This is a genomic window from Vibrio sp. 1402, from assembly GCF_033340275.1.
The window spans coordinates 1-527 of record NZ_JAWOWE010000664.1; the positions used below are offsets into that span (position 1 = coordinate 1).

At 46.7% G+C, this 527-nt stretch carries 1 pseudogene; it reads right to left on the reverse strand.

Annotation, left to right across the window (positions count from 1 at the left end):
- Positions 1 to 104 precede the first annotated feature (104 nt).
- A pseudogene (locus R7044_RS27820) lies at positions 105 to 527 on the reverse strand (NAD(P)/FAD-dependent oxidoreductase); the annotation flags it as partial.

Here is a 527-nt window from a genome sequence, read left to right on the forward strand (position 1 = left end):
AAGCCTTATTTGGGACGGGACAAAACAGAAATAAACAGCCACCGACTTGCGGTGGCTTTTTCTCTTCTATGGTTTCAACACTGAAACTGGCTGAATCGCCGATATTAGTGAAGCTTAAGGTTTGGACGCAATACACGGTTAATGCGGCCAACCAGCATCATCAAGCCTGTTTTGAACACGCCGTGAAGTGCCATCAAGTGCATGCGGTATAGTGAGATATAAACAACACGTGCAATACGGCCTTCAACCATCATCGAACCTTTGGTTAAGTTGCCCATCAAGCTACCTACTGTAGAGAAGCGGCTTAGAGACACTAAAGAACCATGGTCTTTGTACACATAGTTTTTCAACTCACGACCATTTAGCTTCGCCACAATGTTGCTGAACGCTTGGCTAGCCATTTGGTGCGCAGCTTGCGCACGAGGTGGCACAAATGAGCCGTCTGGTTGTGTGCATTGCGCCAAGTCGCCGATAACAAAAATATCGTCATCACGCGTTGTTTGCAGTGTACCTTTCACAACCAATTG